Raw genomic sequence first — 20702 nt, 5'->3', positions numbered from 1 at the left:
AAGTTCGAGTGCCCGGCAATCCCTTCAGGCCGCTTCTCTCGGGGGCGCGGACGAGGGGATGGTATCGGCGAATGCGTGTTTGGTGGCAATGACAGTCGAAATTATTGGATATGCTGCAATCGCCCCGGGTGCGGATTCGGCATCGCAGCTTTTTGATGTGCTGTGCAAGGGGATATGCACCGTCACCGAAGTGCCGGCCGCCCGCTGGGACCGGGCGCGGTTCTGGCATCCCAATCCGGGCGTCGCGGGAAAGACCTATACGTTCGCCGCCGGCGTGGTCGGGGATATCGAATCTTTCGACGCGCGTCTTTTCGGCCTTTCGCGCCGCGAGGCGATGGCGATGGATCCGCAGCAGCGCCTGCTGCTCTCGGTGACCTGGCGCGCGCTTGAGGACGCCAATCTGCCGCTTGCCGATCTGCGCGACGAAACCGTTGGCGTCTATGTCGGCGCATCGAGCCTCGACAGCGCAAACCTGTCGGCGGAGGACCCGGCATCCGGCGGCCCCTATTTCATGACGGGCAACACCCTTTCCATCGTCGCCAACCGCATTTCCCATATTTTCGGCCTGAGCGGGCCAAGCCTTACCATCGACACAGCCTGTTCATCCTCTCTGGTGGCTCTCGACCAGGCGGTGCGGGCGCTCAATCGCGGCGAGATCGACACCGCCATCGTCGGAGGCGTGAACCTGCTCAGCCATCCGCTGCCCTTCGTCGGCTTCGCGCAGGCCCGCATGCTGTCGCCGGAAGGCCGCTGTCGGGCTTATGACGACGACGCCTCGGGTTACGTCCGGGCGGAAGGCGCAGTCACGGTCGTGCTGCGGCGCTCCGACCGCGCCAGCGCCAAGGGAGACCGCAGCCGCGCGCGCATCGTTGCGTCCGGCGTCAATTCGGCAGGCCGCACCAACGGCATTTCGCTGCCCTCCCAGGAGGCGCAGGCCCGTCTGCTCGAACAGATCTACTCCGAGTCCGCCCTCGATCCGAATCACATCGCGTTTATCGAGGGGCATGGAACCGGCACGAAGGTCGGCGATCCGGCGGAGGTCTGGGCGATCGGCCATGTGATCGGCGCCAAACGCCACGCGCCGGTGCCGCTCGGCTCCATCAAGACCAATATCGGCCATACCGAACCGGCCTCCGGCCTCTTCGGCCTGATCAAGGCGGTGATGGCGCTGGAAAACGATTATCTCCCGGCCTCGCTGTTCTTTGAAAAGCCGAACGAGACGATCGATTTCGCCGGCCTCAACGTGCGGGTGACGTCGACCGCGCTCGAATTGCTGCGCGGCCAGCGGCCGCGGCTGGCCGGTGTCAATTCCTTCGGCTTCGGCGGCACCAACGTTCACGTCGTCATCTCCGATCCCGTATCGCGGCCGCCGGCCCCGGCCGCCGTGGCCGGTGATTATTTCATGGTGAGCGCCCATACGCATACGGCGCTGACACGGCTGCTGGAGGACTATCGCGATGTCCTTTCCGCAAGTGAGGCCGCCGAGGCCGATGCGCTGACCGCGGCTGCCACCGCCGGCCGGACTCCGCTTCGCCATCGCTTCGTCTGTGATGGCCGCAGCAGTCGCGGCGTGACGACCGCCATCGACCGGTTCCTCGCTATCGGCAACCGGTCGCAGGGCGCCAGCGGCGAAGCGCCGGCCGGCGATCCCAAGGTCGCCTTCGTCTTCGCCGGCAACGGAGCGCAATGGGCCGGAATGGGTGTCGAGGCCTTCCGGGGCAATGCATCCTTCCGTCGGCACTTCACCGCCGTCAGTGCGCTGTTCGAGGCGCATATCGGCGAGCGGCTGTCGGACCTGCTGGTCGATCCGGCGCTTGCGGGGCGCTTGACGGATACCCGCGTCGCCCAGCCGTTGCTCTTCTCCATTCAGGTGGCGCTTGCGCAATGCCTGATCGGTGCGGGAATTCGGCCCGCCGCGGTCCTCGGCCATTCGATCGGTGAGGTTGCCGCCGCCCATATCGCCGGCGCCCTGTCGCTCGTTGACGCCGTGGCGGTGGTCGCGGTGCGCTCGCGCTGCCAGCACGCCACACAGGGCAAGGGGACGATGGCCGCCGCCCTTTGCAGCGCGGAAGCCGCGCATGCCTTCCTGGAAAAGAACGGTTTCGATGATCTGACCGTCGGCGCGGTCAATGCCAGCAATTCCGTGACGATTTCCGGCCCGCGTGCGTCCATCGAGGCGGTCCGTTCGCTCGCCCGCCGCCAGAAGATCGCGGTCCAGTTGCTCGATATCGACTATCCGTTCCACCATCCGCTGGTCGACGAGGCGAAGGACGAGTTCCTGTCGACCCTGCCGACCCTTTCCCCGCGCGAGGCGGAATACGATTTCATCTCGACGGTGACCGGCGATGCGCTTGTGGGTACGGCGCTGGATGCATCCTATTGGTGGCGCAATGTGCGCGAGCCGGTCCATTTCATGCAAGGAATGGCCAAGGCTCTGGAGGCTGGCTGCAATCTGCTGATCGAGCTTTCTCCGCGCGCCATCCTGACGAATTATCTCAAGGACGCCGTCAAGGTGGCCGGCGCCTCGGCGCAGACGATCTCCACGCTCGACAGGGACGAGGAGAAGGAGGGGCAGGATCCGGTCGCCCGCTGTATCATGCGGGCTCTCGCGCATGGCGCGGCCCTTCCCCGGGCCGCACGCAACGCGGCGATCGACCTGCCGGCCGTGCCCTACGAACGGGAATCGATGGCCGGCGCTCCGACGAGCGACAGCTACGATATCTTCGGCCGCGACGCCGCCGCCTACACGCTGGCGGGCTGGCGGGCCGATCCCAATGGCTTTGCCTGGAAGAACCATGTCGATGCGCGGCTTTTCTGCGATCTGGCCGAACATGTCGTGGACGGCCGGTCCATCATGCCGGGAGCGGGTTTTATCGAGATCGCGTTGCAGGCCGCCCGCCAGTCGCTTGGAACGGACCACGTTCAACTGACGAATATCGAACTGCTGCGACCGCTGGAACTCGATGCCAATATGGTCGAATTGTCGAGCATTCTGTCGCGCGAGACGGGCATGATCGAAATCCGCTCACGGGAGCGCCTGAGCGCCGACGACTGGACGGTGCACGCGGTCTGCCGCTGCCAGAAGGTCATGCCCGGGGTGCGCGCGGGCGGTTTTGCCGCCTTGCCGGAGACCGGCGTGCAGGAAGTGCCGAAGGAGCAGATCTATCGCATCGCCTCGTCCTTCGGGCTCGACTACGGACCAGCTTTCCGGCTGGCGCGGCGCGCCCTGACGGATGGCGGCAGGCGTATCGACGTGGAACTGGAGCGGCCGCTTTCGCCTGCTCACCCGATGCTTGCCTGGGGCCTGAACCCGATGGTTCTGGACGCAGCCTTTCACGGGCTCGTCGGCCTGTTCGACAAGTTCTCCGGCGACGAGGAGGGCGCGCCCTATATTCCGGTCCACTTCGGTTCGGTCTGCGTGCTTGGCGGCGCAGGGGCTGTGGCGCGGGCGCGCATCGACGTGGAACGGGTCAGCCCCCATTCGATCAAGGCCAGGTTCCTTCTGGAAACGGCGGACGGCACGCCGGTGCTGCTTCTGGAGGATTGCCGCTTCCGCCGCACCTGGCTGCGCCAGCACCAGTCGCTGTCCTCGCTTGCCTATCATTACGAAGCCCGGCCGGCGCCGGGAGTGCTCGGCGCTTGCGACGCCACCGAAGGTTTCTTTCTCGAGACGCGCGAAGACTGCCCGCTGGAAGATGCGACCCTGCTGATCAATGCGGCCGTCTTCCGCGCGACCTACGACATTGCGGCCGCCGTCGTGGACGGCAACGGCCGCATCGGTGTCGGCGCGCTGCCGGGCGATCGGGCGTTTCGCGCCTTCCTGGCCAATGTCTTCCATATTCTGGAGGACGCCGGACTTGCCCGTCAGGAAGCGGGCGTCTGGACGATCGAGCCCAATCCCGACCTGCCGGCTGTCGGCGAGGTCCTGTCCGAATTCCTCGCCGACCGACCGAACCGTGGCGCCGAGGCGGTGATGCTGGCCGATATCCGTGCCGGCGCGCTGCGGCATATCGAGGAACTGGCGCGAAACGAAGCCGGCGATGCGCCGGAACTGCCGGGCAAGGCGACCGGCCAGGCTTTCCTCCTGCATGCGCCTCAGGCCCGCGAACGCGGCGAGATCGTGCTGGAGGCTGCGGCGAAGGTGATCGCCGCAAGAGGGCGGGCGCTGTCCGTCACACAGATCGGCGTGTCTTCCGCCGGTTTCAGCCAGCGGCTTGCCGACATGGTGGCCCGGGCCGGCGGTCGCCTCGATATCGTCGAGCCGGCGGACGACCTGCGCCGCGCCGCGGAGGTTCCCTTCGAGCAGAGCGCCCGGGTCGATGTCGGGAAATGCCCGCGCCCGCTCGTCCATGCGGACCTCATCATCAGTGTGGGCGATCGCCTCAACGCCGTGCTCTCGTCGGACGAGGCTCTGGCGGCCGCCTTCGCCGAGGGGCTGGCCAATGGCGCGCATCTGATCGCCGTCGAGACCGCGCCCTCGCGAATCTACGATTTCTTTTTCGGCCTCAGCGCCGACTGGTTCTCCAGCGGGATCGGCGGCGAATTCTACGTCGGACGGCTGGCGAGCGAGACGGACTGGAGCGCGCGCCTGTCGTCGGTCGCCGGCAAGCGCCATAGCATCCGGACGATATCCGCCATTCATGGCCCCCTGCTGCTGATCGAGGCGACCGGGAGCGATGCAGGCGGCGCGGCGAAGGCCGTCGAAGCGCCGCCGTTCGTGCAGATCGGCGACAATCCGGCGCTGGCCGGTGGCGGCGCGCGAATATCCCTCCACGGGACGGAAGCGGAATGTGCGGCGGCGCTCGACGCGGCGCAGGACGGTCCCGCGACGGCGGCCTATGTCTACGCTCTGCCCGCGCCTGCCGCCGATACGGCTGCGACGCTTGCCCGCGAGGCCAATGCGCTGGCGTGTTTTGCCGGTGTCCTGCAAGGACGCGGCAACGGCAAGAGCAAACCGGTCCTCATGCTGCTTCTGCCCGGCGGTGCGCCAGCCGTCGCGCCGCCCGGAGATCCGGCGGCCGATCCGCTCGCCTCGGGGCTATGGACATTCGCCCGGGTGCTTGCCAACGAATTCAGCGGCGTCGATGTGCGTCTTGTCGATGCCGCCCCGGAAGACTGGCCCGCGGCGCTGCGCCTTCTTGCCGCCTCGCAGGCGGAGCGCGAGTGGCGCGTGATGCCCGGCGGCCATGCCGCCGAAGCGCTGCGCGTCGCCGGTGGCCCGATCGATCCGGTGACCGGCTCGACCGATGATTTCAGCGCTGCGACGGTGCGACAGCGCACCCAGTCGCGCGTCGACAGCCTCTACTGGGAGGCGACGGACGTGCCCCTGCCGGGCGCGGAGGACGTCGTGGTCGAGGTGGCCGCCGCCGGTCTCAACTTCCGCGACGTGATGTGGGCGATGGGCCTGCTGCCCGAAGAGGCTCTGGAAGACGGCTTCGCCGGCGCCACCATCGGCATGGAATTCTCCGGTCGCGTCACGGCCGTTGGCAAGGGTGTGGCGGACCTTGCGGTCGGCGACGCGGTGATGGGGATCGGCCCTGCCGCCTTTTCGACCCATGCGGTCGTCAGGCGCGCCGGGATCGCCAAGATTCCAGGCGACCTCGATGTGGTGGCCGCGGCCACCGTTCCCGTGACTTTCCTGACGGCCTGGTACGCCATCGTCGAGCTCGGCCGCGCGCGCAGGGGCGAGACGATCCTCGTTCACGGCGCCGCCGGCGGCGTCGGGCTTGCGGCGATCCAGATTGCAGCAGCGCTCGGCCTCAAGGTCTTCGCGACGGCCGGCAGCGCCGAGAAGCGGCGCTATCTGCGCGCCCTCGGCGTCGAGCATGTCTTCGATTCCCGCTCGCTTTCCTTCGTCGCCGATGTTCGGGAGGCGACGGATGGCGCAGGCGTGGACCTGGTGCTGAACTCGCTGTTTTCCGATGCGATGGAACGCAGCATCGAACTGGTGAAGCCGTTCGGCCGTTTCCTGGAACTCGGCAAGCGGGATTATTATGCCGACCGCAAGATCGGCCTCAGGCCGTTTCGCCGTAACGTCAGCTATTTCGGCATCGACGCCGACCAGTTGCCGCTGCATGCGCCGGAACTCACCCGCTCGATCTTCGAGGCGCTGGGCGAGCGTTTCGCGGCGGGCGAATTGCGGGCGCTGCCCTATCGCGCCTTCGACCACGGCGAGATCGCCGATGCGTTCCGGCTGATGCAGAATGCCGGCCATATCGGCAAGATCGTGCTCCTGCCGCCGAAGCCTGGCCGCGACGCGGTGGAGCGTGCGCCGGGAAGAGCGCTCTCCTTCCCGGCGACGGGGGTGCATGTCGTGGTGGGCGGCATCGGCGGATTCGGTCTTGCCGCCGCCGAATGGATCGTGGCGCGCGGCGCAAGGCGCATCGCGCTGGTGACCCGCCGCGGCGTTGCCGACGAGGAAACGCTTGCCGCCGTCAAGCGCTGGAATGAGGCGGGCGTCGCGTCCAGCCTGCATGCCTGCGATATCACCGATGCGCGGGCTCTCGATGGCCTGCTTTCGGCGTTGCGCCGCGAAGGCCCGATCGCCGGCGTCCTTCATGCGGCGATGGTGCTCGACGATGCCCTGCTGCCGAACCTGACGGAAGAACGGTTCCGCGCGGTCATCGACGTCAAGGCTCGCGGTGCGGACGCCCTCGACAAGGCGACGCGCGGCGACAAGCTCGACTATTTCATCCTGTTTTCCTCGGCGACGACGATGGTCGGCAATCCGGGACAGGGCAATTATGTCGCCGCGAACGGCTATCTGGAGGGACTTGCCCGCCGCCGCCGCGCGGAGGGACTGCCGGCGCTCGCCGTCGCGTTCGGCGCGATCTCGGACAAGGGCTATCTCTCGCGCAACGACGAGGTCAACGAACTGCTCGCCCGCCGTATCGGCAATACCGCGATGAAGGCTGCCACCGCGCTTGCCATGGTCGAGGCGCATATGCGCGCCGATCCCGGCACGGTGGAGGCCGGTGTTTTCGTCTGCTCGCCGATCGACTGGGCCGCGGCGCGAAATCTCGCCGTGGTCGGCACGCCGCTCTTCGAGGTGCTGCTGCGGCAGGCCGGAAGTGCCGGCAGCGGCGGAAGCGGCGAGACGATCGATCTTCTGGCGCTGGTCGCCGACAAGGGGGAGGCCGGGGCGCTGAGCGCCCTCTACCAGCTCGTCGCCTCGGAAATGGCGGCGATCCTGCGGGTGCCGGTCGATACGCTGTCGCGCGACAAGATTCTCAAGGATGTCGGTCTCGACAGTCTGATGGCCGTCGAACTCGGGCTCGGTTTCAAGGAAAAGACCGGATTCGATATTCCCCTGACGAGCGTGGGGGAGACGACGACCATCGAACATGTCGTGCGAAAGCTCTACGAAAAGGTTGCCCGTTCGAGCGGCGAGGATCAGGATGAGGACGATGTCGGCGATGTCGAGGCGCTCGCCGAACAGCATATGGGTTCCACGTCCAGAAGCTCCGGGGCACGATGACAGACAGGGATGAAATCTCGGCCGCCCGCATGGCGCGCGGCCGCAAGGAGGCGTTGCTGGAAAAGATGCGGGGCATCGCGCCCGGCGGTCTGCGCAACGGCGTGTCGCTCGGTCCCGCCGAGCGTTCCGTGCCGCGTTTCGAGGATCTGCCGGAATACAAGCAGGTCCGCATGCAGCAGATCGCCAGCGAGACCGTCGGCATCGGCAACCCGTTCTATCGCACCCACGATATCGCCGCCGGCGCGGTGACCCGGATCGACGACCGCGAGCTGATAAATTTCGCCTCCTACGACTATCTCGGCACCAACCGGCATCCCGCCGTCCACACGCAGGTGGTCGATGCGCTGGAACGTTACGGGGTTTCCGCCTCGGCAAGCCGCCTCGTTGCGGGCGAACGGCCGGTGCATGCGGAACTGGAGCAGCGAATCGCAGCCTTTTACGGCGTGGAGGCGGCCGTTGTCTTCGTCAGCGGCTATCTGACGAATGTGACCGCCATCAGCACGCTTCTCGGCCCGGAAGACCTCGTCATTCACGACGAGCTGATCCACAACAGCGCGCTTGCCGGCATCAAGCTGTCGGGTGCTGCGCGACGTTTCTTCCGTCACAACGACATGGCCCAGCTGGAGGAGCTGCTTGCCGGCTTCTCCGGCAAGTTCCGGCGTACGATGGTCATCGTCGAGGGGATCTACTCGATGGACGGTGACGTGGCCGATCTGCCGCGGCTGGCCGAGTTGCGCAAGCGCTTCGGCTTCTGGCTGATGGTGGACGAGGCGCATGCGCTCGGCGTTCTCGGCGCGACGGGGCGGGGCACCCATGAACATTTCGGCATAGACCCGACCGAGGTCGATATCTGGATGGGAACGCTGTCCAAGACCACGTCGAGCTGCGGCGGTTATGTGGCCGGCGGCGAGGCCTTGGCGACGGTGCTCAAGGCGGCGGCCGGCGGTTTCGTCTATAGCGTCGGCCTGCCGCCGGCGCTGGCCGCGGGGGCTTCGGCCAGCCTCGACCTTCTCGCCGCCGAACCGGAACGGGTGACGCGCCTTCGCGACAACGGCCGCCGGTTCCTGGAACTGGCGCGCGAAGCGGGGCTGGATACGGGCCTGAGCGAAGGCCATTCGGTGGTGCCCGTCATCGTCGGCGACTCGCTGCGCGCGGTGCGCCTGTCGAATGACCTGCTGGCCGCGGGCGTCAATGTTCTGCCGATCATTCACCCGGCCGTGCCCGAGGGGCAGGCGCGCCTGCGCTTTTTCATCACCAGCGAGCATACGCAGGAGCAGATCGGCAAGGCGGTGCGGCTGACGGCGGATATCCTCAAGACGCTCGAGCGGGAGAATTTCGGCATCGCCTCGGTCGATCCGGGAGTGATCGCCCGCCTTCTGTCCGGCCAGTAGTCGCAGCCATGCGGCACGTTCTCGTCACCGGCGGGTCGAGCGGCATAGGGCTGGCGATCGCATCCATTCTGCTTTCGCGCGGCGAGCGGGTGACGCTTCTGGCGCGCGACGGTGCGCGCCTTGCCGCCGCTGCGACATCGCTTGCCGCTGAGGCCGGCGGCTCCGAACGGATCCATACCGTCCAGGCGGACGTCACGGATGCGGCAAGCGTTGCCGCCGCCCTCGACGCCGCCGTTGCCCGAGCCGGGCCGGTGGAGGCGCTGGTCGCTTCGGCCGGCATTGTCGAGCCCGCGCTGTTCGACGCCCAGCCGGCCGTGGATTTCGAGCGTCAGATCGCCGTCAATCTGCTCGGCGTCGCAAACAGCGTGCGGGCGGTGCTGCCCGCCATGTACGGGAAGGGGAGCGGTCGCGTCGCCATCGTCTCCTCAGGCGCGGGACTGATCGGAATCCCGGGCTACAGCGCCTATTGCGCCTCGAAATTCGCCTTGCGGGGCTTTGCGGCGGCGCTGCGCGCCGAAGCCGCGCCGAGAGGCGTGACGGTCTCGATCAGTTTTCCCCCCGATACGGTGACGCCGCAATATGAACGCGAAATCCGGCAGCGTCCGCCGGAAGCGGCGGAACTCATGGGCCGGCTGCGGCCATGGCCGGCCGGGAAGGTGGGGCGGGCGATCGTTGGCGGCATGGATCGGGGCCGGCGCGAGGTCCACTTCGGTGTCGCCCTGCGCGTCGTCGGTTATTTCGGGCCGATGGTTTCCGCCTATTTCGACGTACGGCGCGGTCTTTCGCGCCGTTCACGCTGAAACCCGCAGCCGTCCGCGGTCAGTCCTGCATGGCCAGCAGGATGAGCGGGATGCTGGTCGCCAGCGTCATTCCGGTCAGCAGTGCGAGAAAGCGGGTGAACACATAGATTGCGAGCCGATCATGCATATCCGAACCCTCCTATCGACAGAACCGAGGATGACAGGGTTGTATTTTCCAAAGATTAACGTGAAAGCGCCCCGAAGGGTTGCATCGGCTCGACGCGAATCGGGGAGGATCCGGCAATGACGATCGACTGGATGTATATTCAGGACCACTTCGACTGGCTTGGCCATATGGTGGAGGGGCTGGTGATGGCCGGTGTTGTCATGCTGATCGCCCGGCCGCTCTATCGCTGGCGCGTGGCGGCGATCATCGGCCTCGCCTTCGCCATGGGGCATTTTCACGGCCGGGAGAAGCGTGATTACGAGGTGTCCGTCCACATGGCGCCGCCGCATCTCGACGGCTACCGCATGTGGGACTGGAATTTCGACCAGATGACCGATTTCTGGCCCACCGCCCTGTTGCTGATGGTCATCCTGTTCTTCGTCGCCAGGCGACGATGACGATCCGAACGGATCGCCTTGCGACGCCGGATGGACACCTGTCGGCATAACGACGCGGGGCGGAGGAACCGTATATCGATTTCGGGGGGAATGGTGGGCGATGACGGACTCGAACCGCCGACATCCTCGGTGTAAACGAGGCGCTCTACCAACTGAGCTAATCGCCCGCTCGACTTGGTGGCCGTGATCTATGCGGAACCGATTGAAACCGCAAGAGGCAAATGTAAAATATTTTGGCATTTTCGAGTGTTGGCGTGGAGATAGGCGGGACCGGGAAACATTTCGAACGCCTTCACGGATTTGTCTTGAAACCTGCTTGACACCCAATCGCGAACCCCGTAGTTAGCCGCTCATCGGGCGGTTCGGCCACCCGAGACGGATGCTTCGGCGTCCGGACGTTTTCGAGAGTGCGGGTGTAGCTCAGTCGGTTAGAGTGCCGGCCTGTCACGCCGGAGGTCGCGGGTTCGAGCCCCGTCACTCGCGCCATCTCGAAACGCCGGCGACGACGTCCAGCCCCACGGGGCGCAATGCGCGGGTGTAGCTCAGTCGGTTAGAGTGCCGGCCTGTCACGCCGGAGGTCGCGGGTTCGAGCCCCGTCACTCGCGCCATTTCAATGTTTGCCCCATATCCGTATGCTTGAAGGCATCTGCCTGTAATTCCGAAAGAAATGCGCCCCTCCCGCAGGCTCTGCCGATTCCCGGTGAAGGAGGCAAGGGAAGGGGCGGCGTCCGGTGTTCGGGCTGTGAAGGGCCGCATTCTGGCCGGCGACCTATGCTGAAACGGTATGTCTGCTATGCCCGCCGGATGGGGCCGGCGTTTGCGCATGGCAGGGAGGCGGACGGAGATACGTTTTCTGCCGCAGTATCGCGATTTTACGGCTCAAATGGCCTGTTCTTCCGGAATTTGGCCGAATTGTGCAAACAGTCTGGTGATTGCGGCGAAAGCCGGACTAAGTCTTGCACAGCGGCGCTCACTGCGCTAACCACTCGGGCGTTGCAACATACTTTTTTCGGCTTGCGGGCTTATCGACCATCGGTGTTTCGACCGTACCCACCGCGAGCAGGATGGACGCCAATGCTTGAACTTCTCGGATCCTATGTCCCGATCGCAATCTTCATCGGTATCGCGCTGGTCATCGGCCTTGCGCTGCTGATCGCGCCGTTCGCCGTCGCCCACAAGGCGCCCGACTCGGAAAAGCTGTCGGCCTACGAATGCGGCTTCAACGCGTTCGACGACGCGCGCATGAAGTTCGACATCCGTTTCTATCTGGTGTCGATCCTCTTCATCATCTTCGACCTCGAAGTGGCGTTCCTGTTCCCCTGGGCGGTTTCGTTCGGGGATATGGGCTGGTTCGGCTTCTGGTCCATGATGGTCTTCCTTTTCGTGCTGACCATCGGCTTTATCTATGAATGGAAGAAGGGAGCGCTCGAATGGGAGTAGCTCGATCCAACACGACGCTCGTCGCGCCGCAGCCGAAGGGGATCATCGATCCGCGCACCGGCAAGCCGGCCGGCAGCGATGACGCCTTCTTCGGCGGGATCAACGACGAACTCGCCGACAAGGGGTTTCTGGTCACCTCCACGGACGAGCTCATCACCTGGGCGCGCACCGGTTCGCTGATGTGGATGACGTTCGGTCTTGCCTGCTGTGCGGTCGAGATGATGCAGGTGTCCATGCCGCGTTACGACGTGGAGCGCTTCGGCTTCGCCCCGCGCGCCAGCCCGCGCCAGTCGGACGTGATGATCGTGGCGGGAACGCTGACGAACAAGATGGCCCCGGCCTTGCGCAAGGTCTATGACCAGATGCCGGAGCCGCGCTACGTCATCTCGATGGGGTCCTGCGCCAACGGCGGCGGCTACTATCACTATTCCTATTCGGTGGTGCGCGGCTGTGACCGCGTGGTGCCGGTCGACATCTATGTGCCGGGCTGTCCTCCCACGGCGGAAGCGCTGCTTTACGGCGTGCTTCTGCTGCAGAAGAAGATCCGCCGGACCGGCACGATCGAACGCTAGGGCAGGGGACCAAGGATATGAACGAAGCCCTTCAGGAGCTTTCCTCCCATATCAGCGAAGCGGCCTGCGGCCTCATTGTCTCCGCCTCCTTCGCGTTCGATGAACTGACGCTTCACACGGACGCCGCCCGGGTGGTCGATCTTCTGACCTTCCTGCGCGACGACGTCCAGTGCGGTTTCGTCAATCTGATCGATGTCTGCGGCGTCGACTGGCCGACCCGCCCGGAGCGTTTCGATGTCGTCTACCATCTGCTTTCGCCGCGCCTGAATCTCCGGGTCCGGGTGAAGCTTTCGACGAGCGAGGATGTTCCCGTGCCGTCGATTTTCGGGGTCTATCCCGGCGCCGACTGGTTCGAGCGCGAGGCCTACGACATGTACGGCATCCTGTTCACCGGGCATCCGGACCTGCGCCGTATCCTGACGGACTACGGTTTCGAGGGCTATCCCCTGCGCAAGGATTTTCCGACCACCGGTTTCGTCGAGGTGCGCTATGACGACGAGGTCAAGCGCGTGGTCTACGAACCCGTCGAACTGAAGCAGGAATTCCGCAACTTCGACTTCCTCTCGCCGTGGGAGGGCACGGACTACGTGCTTCCGGGCGACGAGAAGGCGAAGACGAACTGATTTTGGGTCGGGCGGGCCTCATCCGGGCGCCGACCTCTGGAGCAAGCGGTATGAACGAGCACAACGTTCGCAATTTCAACATCAACTTCGGGCCGCAGCACCCGGCGGCGCACGGCGTGCTGCGCCTCGTGCTCGAACTCGACGGCGAAATCGTCGAGCGCGTCGACCCGCATATCGGGCTCTTGCATCGCGGCACGGAAAAGCTGATCGAGACGAAGACCTATCTCCAGGCCGTGCCCTATTTCGACCGCCTCGACTATGTCGCGCCGATGAATCAGGAACATGCCTTCGCGCTGGCTGTCGAAAAGCTGACGGGCACGGAGGTTCCCATCCGCGGCCAGCTTATCCGCGTTCTCTATTCGGAGATCGGCCGGATCCTCTCGCATCTGCTCAACGTCACGACCCAGGCCATGGACGTCGGCGCGCTGACGCCGCCGCTCTGGGGCTTCGAGGAGCGCGAGAAGCTGATGGTGTTCTACGAGCGCGCCTGTGGCGCACGCATGCATGCGGCCTATTTCCGTCCCGGTGGCGTGCATCAGGACCTGCCGCACCAGCTCGTCGAGGATATCGGCAACTGGATCGATCCTTTCCTCAAGACCGTCGACGATATCGAGGTCCTGCTGACCGACAACCGCATCTTCAAGCAGCGCAACGTCGATATCGGCGTCGTGACGCTCGACGAGGCCTGGGCCTGGGGTTTCTCCGGCGTCATGGTGCGCGGCTCGGGCGCGGCCTGGGACCTGCGTCGCGCGCAGCCCTACGAGTGCTATTCGGAACTGGATTTCGATATTCCGATCGGCAAGAACGGCGACTGTTATGATCGCTACCTGATCCGCATCATCGAGATGCGCGAATCCGCGAAGATCATGCGCCAGTGCGTCGACCGCCTTCTTGGCGACGCCAGGGTGGGGCCGGTCTCCTCTCTCGACGGCAAGATGGTGCCCCCGAAGCGCGGCGACATGAAGCGCTCGATGGAGGCGCTGATCCATCACTTCAAGCTCTATACCGAGGGTTACCACGTGCCGGCCGGCGAGGTTTACGCGGCCGTGGAGGCGCCCAAGGGCGAATTCGGCGTCTATCTCGTGGCCGATGGCACCAACAAACCCTATCGCTGCAAGATCCGCGCGCCGGGCTATGCCCACTTGCAGGCCATGGACTTCATCTGTCGCGGGCACCAGCTCGCCGACGTATCGGCGATCCTGGGCTCCCTCGACATCGTGTTCGGTGAGGTGGACCGCTGATGCCGAAGCTGATCGCCGTCTTCACAGGAGCGCTTCTCGTCGCCTCTGCCGCCCATGCGCAGCAGTCGGGCAGCGATCCCGTGAACGCGTTTACGGTCGGCGAACTGGTCAGCCAGGGGTTCGAGATCAAGGCGGCTGCGCCGAACGGCAACCGCTATGTGGTATTCATGCAGAATGACAAGTCGGCCTACGCCTGCGAGTTCGTCACCGTGACGACGACGCGGTGCAGGCAGATCAACTGAGACAAGGCGCTACAGAATGTCCGTTCGTCGACTAGCCGAAGACAGTATCCAGCCCGCAGGCTTCGCCTTCAACGCGGAGAACGCCGCCTGGGCCGAGGCAACGATCAAGAAATATCCGGAGGGCCGCGAGCAATCCGCGGTCATTCCGCTCTTGATGCGCGCGCAGGAACAGGACGGCTGGGTCACGCGGGCGGCCATCGAGGCGATCGCCGATCTCCTCGGCATGGCCTATATCCGCGTTCTGGAGGTCGCGACCTTCTATACGCAGTTCCAGCTTGCTCCCGTCGGCACCCGCGCCCATGTGCAGGTTTGCGGCACGACGCCCTGCATGCTGCGCGGCGCGGAAGATCTCATCAATCTCTGCAAGAAGCGCATCCACCCCGATCCACTTCATCTCAACGAGGGGGGAACGCTCTCTTGGGAAGAGGTGGAATGTCAGGGCGCCTGCGTCAACGCGCCGATGGTGATGATTTTCAAGGACGCTTACGAGGACCTGACGCCGGAACAGCTCGAACATATCATCGACCGTTTCGAGGCCGGAAAAGGCGATGAAATCACGCCCGGCCCGCAGATCGACCGGATATACTCCGCGCCGGTCGGCGGCCCGACGACCCTGACGGACGCTGGCACGAAGAAGGCTCCCGCGAAGGCGAACGGCGGCGATCCCGCCATCGTCCCGCCGTCCAATGCGGCCAGGCCGAAGACGGATGCCGATGAGACCGACCCGACGCTGAAAACACCGGCGACGGCCAAAGCCGAGGCCGCGGCCAATGCCGAGGCGAAGGGGGACACCCGCGCCGAGGGCGGCGCGCAGGAGGCCCGCGAAAAGCCGTCGCTCGACGACAAGAACCGCCCCGCCGGCATCGCCCGGCCTGCCGCGATCGACGATCTGAAGCTGGTTTCCGGCATCGGCCCGAAGATCGAGGGTATCCTGCACGAACTCGGCATCTTCACCTTCGCGCAGATCGCCGCGTGGAAGAAGGCGGAGCGTGACTGGGTGGACGGCTATCTGAACTTCCGGGGCCGCATCGAGCGGGACGACTGGGTAAGGCAGGCCAAGGCGCTGGCCAAGGGCGGCGAAGCGGAATACATCCGCGTTTTCGGCAAGAAGCCGCGGTAACGAGGTGAACCATGCTTAAGGATCAGGATCGCATCTTCACCAATATCTATGGCCTGAAGGACAAATCCCTGAAGGGCGCGATGGCGCGCGGTCATTGGGACGGCACCAAGCAGCTCCTGGAGAAGGGCCGCGACTGGATCATCAACGAGGTCAAGGCGTCGGGCCTGCGCGGCCGCGGCGGCGCCGGCTTCCCGACCGGGCTGAAATGGTCCTTCATGCCGAAGGAAAGCGACGGCCGGCCGCACTATCTCGTGGTCAATGCCGACGAGTCCGAACCCGGCACCTGCAAGGACCGCGACATCATGCGCCACGATCCGCATACGCTGATCGAGGGCTGCGTCGTCGCCTCCTTCGCCATGGGCGCGCATGCCGCCTACATCTATGTGCGCGGCGAGTTCATCCGCGAGCGCGAGGCGCTCCAGGCGGCGATCGACGAATGTTATGACGCCGGTCTTCTCGGGAAGAACAACAAGCTCGGCTATGATATCGATATCGTCGTTCATCACGGTGCGGGCGCCTATATCTGCGGCGAGGAGACTGCGCTGCTCGAAAGCCTCGAAGGCAAGAAGGGCCAGCCGCGCCTGAAGCCGCCGTTCCCAGCCAACATGGGGCTCTACGGCTGCCCGACGACGGTCAACAACGTCGAATCGATTGCCGTGACGCCGACCATCCTGCGGCGCGGGGCGGCCTGGTACACCAGCTTCGGCCGGCAGAACAACCACGGCACCAAGCTCTATTCGATCTCCGGGCACGTCAATCGGCCCTGCACGGTCGAGGAGGCGATGTCCATCCCGTTCCACGAATTGATCGACAAGCATTGCGGCGGCATTCGCGGCGGCTGGGACAACCTGCTTGCCGTCATTCCGGGCGGCTCGTCGGTTCCCTGCGTTCCGGGCGCCGAGATGAAGGACGCGATCATGGACTATGACGGGCTGCGCGAGCTTGGCTCCGGCCTCGGCACCGCCGCCGTCATCGTCATGGACAAGTCGACCGATATCGTGAAGGCGATCTGGCGTATCTCGGCCTTCTACAAGCACGAGAGCTGCGGTCAGTGCACGCCGTGCCGCGAAGGCACCGGCTGGATGATGCGGGTGATGGAGCGGATGGTGAAGGGCAATGCGCAGAAGCGCGAGATCGACATGCTCTTTGCGGTCTCCAAGCAGATCGAGGGGCATACGATCTGCGCGCTCGGCGATGCCGCCGCCTGGCCGATCCAGGGCCTGATCCGGCATTTCCGTCCGGAGATGGAAAAGCGCATCGACCAGTATACCGCCAATGCCACGGCGCATGGCGCGGTGCTGGAGGCGGCGGAGTAAGACGCCGGTCATGGGCACAGGGGCGAAGCCCCAAGGTCATGGGCAGGGGTAAAGCCCCGGGGCCCGGCAGGAAAAAAGGTTTGGCGGCGGCGAAAGGGGATAGCCCCGATGCGCCGCCGGACAGAATGGCGCTGGCGAAACGCAGTGGTCTGCGCGGATAGCGGGAAAGCGGATATGGCAAAGCTGAAAGTCGACGGAAAAGAAATCGAAGTCCCGGATCACTTCACGCTGCTTCAGGCGTGCGAGGAGGCCGGCGCCGAGGTTCCGCGCTTCTGTTTCCACGAGCGGCTGTCGGTTGCCGGCAATTGCCGCATGTGCCTTGTGGAGGTGAAGGGCGGCCCGCCGAAGCCGGCGGCGTCCTGCGCCATGGGCGTGCGCGATCTCCGTCCCGGCCCGAACGGCGAACTGCCGGAAGTCTTCACGACCACGCCGATGGTCAAGAAGGCGCGCGAAGGCGTGATGGAGTTCCTGCTGATCAACCATCCGCTCGATTGCCCGATCTGCGATCAGGGCGGCGAATGCGACCTTCAGGACCAGGCGATGGCCTACGGTATCGACTCGTCGCGCTTCCACGAGAACAAGCGGGCGGTCGAGGACAAATATATCGGTCCGCTGGTCAAGACGATCATGACGCGCTGCATTCACTGCACGCGCTGCGTCCGCTTCACGACCGAAGTGGGGGGCATCACCGAGCTTGGCCTGATCGGCCGGGGCGAGGATGCCGAAATCACCACCTATCTCGAACAGGCGATGACCTCCGAATTGCAGGGCAACGTGGTCGATCTCTGCCCGGTCGGCGCGCTGACCTCCAAGCCGTTCGCCTTCACGGCCCGGCCGTGGGAACTGGTCAAGACCGAATCGATCGACGTCATGGACGCGGTCGGCTCCGCGATCCGCGTCGATACCCGTGGCCGCGAGGTCATGCGCGTCCTGCCGCGCATCAATGAGGAGATCAACGAAGAGTGGATCTCCGACAAGACGCGCTACATCTGGGACGGCCTGAAGACGCAGCGTCTGGACCGGCCATACGTCCGCAGGGACGGCCGCTTGCAGCCGTCGTCCTGGGCCGAAGCCTTCGGGGCGATCAAGGCCGCCGTCGCGGCGACGTCCGGCGACAGGATCGGCGCTATCGCCGGCGACCTCGCCTCGGTCGAGGAAATGTTCGCGCTGCGTGAACTGATGGGCGCTCTCGGTTCGAAGAACATCGATTGCCGCCAGGACGGAACCGCCCTGACGCCGGCGCTCGGCCGCGCCAGCTACATTTTCAATCCGACCATCGCCGGCATCGAGGACGCGGATGCGCTGCTCATCGTCGGCGCCAATCCGCGTATCGAGGCTGCGGTGCTCAACGCCCGTATCCGCAAGCGCTGGCGCATGGGCGGTTTCCCGATCGGCCTGATCGGCGAGCCGGGCGAACTGCGCTACAGTTACGATTATCTCGGCGCCGGTCCCGAAACGCTTTCCGGCCTTGTCGACGGTTCTCTCTCCTTCGCCGAGACGCTGAAGAAGGCCGAACGGCCGATGATCCTCGTCGGCCAGGGCGCGCTTGTCCGTCGCGACGGCGCTGCCGTCCTGTCGGCAGTCGCGCGGCTTGCCGAAAATGTCGGCGCCGTCACGGCGGACTGGAACGGCCTGGCTGTCCTGCATACGGCCGCCGCGCGCGTCGGCGGCCTCGATCTCGGCTTCGTGCCGGGAGAGGGGGGGCTTGCCGCGGCCGACATGCTGACGGGAACGGATGTCCTCTTCCTTCTGGGCGCGGACGAGATGGATTTCTCCGCCAAATCCGCCTTCACGGTCTACATCGGTTCGCATGGCGACAATGCCGCCCATGTGGCGGACGTCATCCTGCCCGGTGCGACCTATACGGAAAAGTCCGGCCTCTGGGTCAATACCGAAGGCCGCGTCCAGATGGGCAACCGCGCCGGCTTCGCGCCGGGCGACGCGCGCGAGGACTGGGCGATCGTCCGGGCGCTTTCCGATGTGCTCGGCAGAAAGCTTCCCTTCGATTCGCTTGCCGAACTTCGTGCGGCGCTCTATGCCGCGCATCCGCATTTTGCGGCCACCGACGAGATTGCGCCCGGCGATCCGGCCGATCTTTCCGCGCTTGCGAAAAAAGGCGGGAAGATGGACGATTCCGGGTTTGCGTCTCCCATCAAAGACTTCTATTTGACGAACCCGATAGCGCGCGCCTCCGCGGTCATGGCCGAATGCTCGGCGCTGGCCCGCAGCAGTTTCAAGGCCGCGGCGGAATGAGCGCGAGGGAATAAGGCATTATGGACGCTTTCATTTCGACCTACGTTTGGCCGGGCCTGATCATCGTCGCGCAGTCGCTGTTGCTGCTGGTCGCGTTGCTGGTCTTCATCGCCTACGTTCTTCTCGCCGACCGCAAGATCTGGGCGGCCGTCCAGCTTCGCCGCGGTCCGAACGTCGTCGGCCCCTGGGGGCTGTTCCAGTCCTTCGCGGACCTCTTGAAGTTCGTCTTCAAGGAACCGGTGATACCGGCCGGCGCCAACAAGACGATCTTCCTGCTTGCGCCGCTGGTCTCGGTGACGCTGGCGCTCGCCACCTGGGCGGTGGTTCCGCTCAACGAAGGCTGGGTGATCGCCAATATCAACGTCGGCATTCTCTATATCTTCGCCATCTCCTCGCTCGAGGTCTATGGCATCATCATGGGCGGCTGGGCGTCGAACTCGAAATATCCGTTCCTCGGGGCGTTGCGTTCGGCGGCGCAGATGGTGTCCTACGAAGTCTCGATCGGCTTCGTCATCGTCACCGTTCTTCTCTGCGTCGGCTCGCTGAACCTGACGGATATCGTCCTTTCGCAAAACGATGGTCTCGGCACCCGTCTCGGCCTGCCGCCGTCGTTCCTCGACTGGCACTGGCTGGCGCTGTTCCCGATGTTCATCGTGTTCTTCATCTCGGCGCTTGCCGAGACGAACCGGCCGCCCTTCGATCTGCCGGAAGCGGAATCCGAACTGGTTGCCGGCTTCATGGTGGAATACGGCTCGACCCCCTACATGATGTTCATGCTGGGCGAATATGCCGCCATCTGCCTGATGTGCGCGATGACCACCATCCTGTTTCTCGGCGGATGGCTGCCGCCGGTCGATTTCTGGCTCTTCAACTGGGTGCCGGGCATCGTCTGGTTCGTCCTCAAGTCGTCGATGGTGTTCTTCATGTTCGCTATGGTGAAGGCTTTCGTGCCGCGCTACCGCTACGACCAGCTCATGCGCCTCGGCTGGAAGGTCTTCCTGCCGCTGTCCATCGCCATGGTCGTGATCGTCGCATTCGTGCTGAAACTGACGGGGTGGTCCGCATGAGCGCCGGCCTGTCATTCAGCGGCATTGGAGTTTAAGCATGGCTAGTCTTTCGCAGGCCGTAAATTCGTTGTTCCTCAAGGAATTTGTCGCGGCGTTCGCCTTGTCGATGCGTTATTTCTTCCGCCCGAAGGCAACGCTGAACTATCCCTTCGAAAAGGGCCCGGTCTCGCCGCGGTTCCGGGGCGAGCACGCCCTGCGCCGGTATCCGAACGGCGAGGAGCGCTGCATCGCCTGCAAGCTCTGCGAGGCGATCTGTCCGGCTCAGGCGATCACCATCGAGGCCGGTCCGCGCCGTAACGACGGCACGCGGCGCACGGTGCGCTACGACATCGATATGGTGAAGTGCATCTATTGCGGCTTCTGCCAGGAGGCATGCCCGGTCGACGCCATTGTCGAGGGACCGAACTTTGAGTTCGCGACCGAGACGCGCGAGGAGCTTTACTACGACAAGCAGCGGCTGCTCGACAACGGCGACCGGTGGGAGCGGGAGATCGCCCGCAACATCGCTATGGATTCGCCCTACCGCTGATCGGCGGGGCGGCGCAACGGTTAGGCATGTGCCTGGTGGCGTAGGGCTGCCAGGCTTCGACGGGAAG

14 protein-coding genes and 3 tRNA genes are annotated in these 20702 nt (G+C 65.1%); 16 read left to right on the top strand and 1 reads right to left on the bottom strand.

Annotated features, from left to right (window positions below):
* The first annotated feature begins 88 nt into the window (after nucleotides 1-88).
* The 4 genes from KYK29_RS11760 (at nucleotide 89) to KYK29_RS11745 (ending at nucleotide 10232) form a co-directional block, all read left to right on the top strand.
* Nucleotides 89-7477 (top strand): type I polyketide synthase, encoded by a 7389-nt coding sequence (locus KYK29_RS11760; RefSeq protein WP_254691081.1) that lies wholly within the window; start codon nucleotides 89-91, stop codon nucleotides 7475-7477.
* Nucleotides 7474-8868, top strand: coding sequence for an aminotransferase class I/II-fold pyridoxal phosphate-dependent enzyme (locus tag KYK29_RS11755; protein ID WP_254691080.1), 1395 nt, complete (start codon nucleotides 7474-7476; stop codon nucleotides 8866-8868). Before KYK29_RS11760 ends, KYK29_RS11755 begins: the two co-directional genes overlap by 4 nt.
* Before the next feature lie 8 nt (nucleotides 8869-8876).
* Nucleotides 8877-9668, top strand: coding sequence for an SDR family NAD(P)-dependent oxidoreductase (locus KYK29_RS11750; RefSeq protein WP_254691079.1), 792 nt, complete (start codon nucleotides 8877-8879; stop codon nucleotides 9666-9668).
* Between the two features lie 243 nt (nucleotides 9669-9911).
* On the top strand, nucleotides 9912-10232 hold the full coding sequence (locus KYK29_RS11745) for a hypothetical protein (protein WP_254691078.1): 321 nt from the start codon (nucleotides 9912-9914) through the stop codon (nucleotides 10230-10232).
* A gap of 91 nt (nucleotides 10233-10323) precedes the next feature.
* Here KYK29_RS11745 and KYK29_RS11740 read toward each other — a convergent pair.
* Nucleotides 10324-10399 (bottom strand) — tRNA-Val (locus tag KYK29_RS11740).
* 242 nt (nucleotides 10400-10641) lie between these two features.
* On the opposite strand from KYK29_RS11740, the gene KYK29_RS11735 reads away from it, so the two are divergent.
* From KYK29_RS11735 to nuoI, 12 genes are all read left to right on the top strand, one after another.
* Nucleotides 10642-10718, top strand: a tRNA-Asp gene (locus tag KYK29_RS11735).
* Between the two features lie 45 nt (nucleotides 10719-10763).
* Nucleotides 10764-10840 (top strand) — tRNA-Asp (locus KYK29_RS11730).
* 466 nt (nucleotides 10841-11306) lie between these two features.
* Nucleotides 11307-11672 (top strand): NADH-quinone oxidoreductase subunit A, encoded by a 366-nt coding sequence (locus KYK29_RS11725; RefSeq protein WP_254691077.1) that lies wholly within the window; start codon nucleotides 11307-11309, stop codon nucleotides 11670-11672.
* On the top strand, nucleotides 11663-12244 hold the full coding sequence (locus KYK29_RS11720; protein ID WP_254691076.1) for a NuoB/complex I 20 kDa subunit family protein: 582 nt from the start codon (nucleotides 11663-11665) through the stop codon (nucleotides 12242-12244). Before KYK29_RS11725 ends, KYK29_RS11720 begins: the two co-directional genes overlap by 10 nt.
* Before the next feature lie 17 nt (nucleotides 12245-12261).
* Entirely contained in the window at nucleotides 12262-12867 is a 606-nt protein-coding gene (locus tag KYK29_RS11715) for an NADH-quinone oxidoreductase subunit C (RefSeq protein WP_254691075.1), read from the top strand.
* 50 nt (nucleotides 12868-12917) lie between these two features.
* Entirely contained in the window at nucleotides 12918-14108 is a 1191-nt protein-coding gene (locus KYK29_RS11710) for an NADH-quinone oxidoreductase subunit D (RefSeq protein WP_254691074.1), read from the top strand.
* Nucleotides 14108-14350: a hypothetical protein gene (locus KYK29_RS11705; RefSeq protein ID WP_254691073.1), complete on the top strand. Its 243-nt coding sequence runs from the start codon at nucleotides 14108-14110 to the stop codon at nucleotides 14348-14350. The genes KYK29_RS11710 and KYK29_RS11705 overlap by 1 nt, the downstream gene beginning before the upstream one ends.
* A gap of 16 nt (nucleotides 14351-14366) precedes the next feature.
* Nucleotides 14367-15470, top strand: coding sequence for an NADH-quinone oxidoreductase subunit E (locus tag KYK29_RS11700; protein ID WP_254691072.1), 1104 nt, complete (start codon nucleotides 14367-14369; stop codon nucleotides 15468-15470).
* An 11-nt stretch (nucleotides 15471-15481) separates the two neighbouring features.
* Complete coding sequence (gene nuoF, locus KYK29_RS11695) at nucleotides 15482-16786, top strand: NADH-quinone oxidoreductase subunit NuoF (RefSeq protein WP_254691071.1); 1305 nt, start codon at nucleotides 15482-15484, stop codon at nucleotides 16784-16786.
* A gap of 174 nt (nucleotides 16787-16960) precedes the next feature.
* Nucleotides 16961-19039 carry an NADH-quinone oxidoreductase subunit NuoG gene (nuoG, locus tag KYK29_RS11690; protein ID WP_254691070.1) on the top strand — a complete coding sequence of 693 codons (2079 nt, stop codon included), beginning with the start codon at nucleotides 16961-16963 and terminating at the stop codon, nucleotides 19037-19039.
* Between the two features lie 20 nt (nucleotides 19040-19059).
* The gene (gene nuoH, locus KYK29_RS11685; RefSeq protein ID WP_254691069.1) at nucleotides 19060-20106 is read left to right on the top strand and encodes an NADH-quinone oxidoreductase subunit NuoH; all 1047 of its coding nucleotides are present in this window, start codon (nucleotides 19060-19062) and stop codon (nucleotides 20104-20106) included.
* Between the two features lie 37 nt (nucleotides 20107-20143).
* The gene (gene nuoI / locus KYK29_RS11680; protein ID WP_254691068.1) at nucleotides 20144-20635 is read left to right on the top strand and encodes an NADH-quinone oxidoreductase subunit NuoI; all 492 of its coding nucleotides are present in this window, start codon (nucleotides 20144-20146) and stop codon (nucleotides 20633-20635) included.
* Nucleotides 20636-20702 lie beyond the last annotated feature (67 nt).

The organism is Shinella daejeonensis, assembly GCF_024281235.1.
GTDB classification, from domain to species: Bacteria; Pseudomonadota; Alphaproteobacteria; order Rhizobiales; family Rhizobiaceae; genus Shinella; species Shinella daejeonensis.
This window is presented reverse-complemented; position numbering and strand designations above follow the sequence as displayed.